Here is a 908-nt window from a genome sequence, read left to right as displayed (position 1 = left end):
GACATATTTAACGCTCGATTTAAGGATTGAACAATATGAAAACGATCAATAATAATCTTCGCATTAGGAAATAATTGCTTGATTAGCGACATATATGGTTCATACATATCAATCGTTACCGTTTTGACTTTTTGTCTTAGTTTCAAAGAATAGCGATAAAAATGATCTTTTAACGATTTTAACTTACGATCCGCTACCACATCTACGATGCGGTGCGATACAGCATCTGCATAAATAAAGCTCATTTTCCCAGTTACATTTTTAACACTTTTAAATTCGTCCATCATTAAGTGTTCAGGTAAAGCATCAAAAGAAGACTGACCTACGTCGCTTGCCGCTTGATTAATCACTCTAGACACAGTCATTGATGATACTAAGCATGACTTAGCGATAGATTTTTGAGAGCGGCATTCTTGTGCTTTATTTAAAACTGCAAGTTTTGTTTTATTAGAAATAAAACAGTAATCATCGACAATATCAGATTTAGCTGTAAAATGACTATCACAAGTTTTACAATAAAATCTTTGTTTTTGAAGTTCTAAATAAGCGGGCATTTCCATGACTTTAAGTAGAGTAATAGTAGAAGTTTTCTTACCATTCTTCACAATGGAGAAATTTTCATTTTTAGCTAAACAATTTTCACAATGCGTAGGTTGATAAGTGAGCTCGGCATAGTAAAACAAGCTCATTCGTCCTTTATGTTTTTTCTCAATCACTTCATCTGAAAAATTTAGATTTTTATCTTTAATTCTTAATGTATTTAATATAGACTTACACATAGGCGCACTACCTTTCTTTTTTATTTGTTGTGGTAACTAATAATTATAGAGGTGATTGCGCCATTTTTGTATTCAAAACATAAAAATTGGACTGATGAATTTTGTCATCAGTCCAATTTATTATAGAGC

The 908-nt window shown here is 31.5% G+C and carries 1 protein-coding gene; it reads right to left on the bottom strand.

Going from position 1 to position 908, the window contains the following annotated elements:
- A partial coding sequence (locus KA828_RS11770) for an ISL3 family transposase (RefSeq protein WP_210126269.1) occupies positions 1 to 779 on the bottom strand: 779 nt, incomplete at its 3' end.
- Positions 780 to 908 lie beyond the last annotated feature (129 nt).

Origin of the sequence: Staphylococcus sp. GDY8P85P, assembly GCF_017892405.1 — a bacterium.
GTDB classification, from domain to species: domain Bacteria; phylum Bacillota; class Bacilli; order Staphylococcales; family Staphylococcaceae; genus Staphylococcus; species Staphylococcus borealis.
Note: the sequence above shows the minus strand (reverse complement) of the source record. Positions and strands in the feature narration are given on the sequence as shown.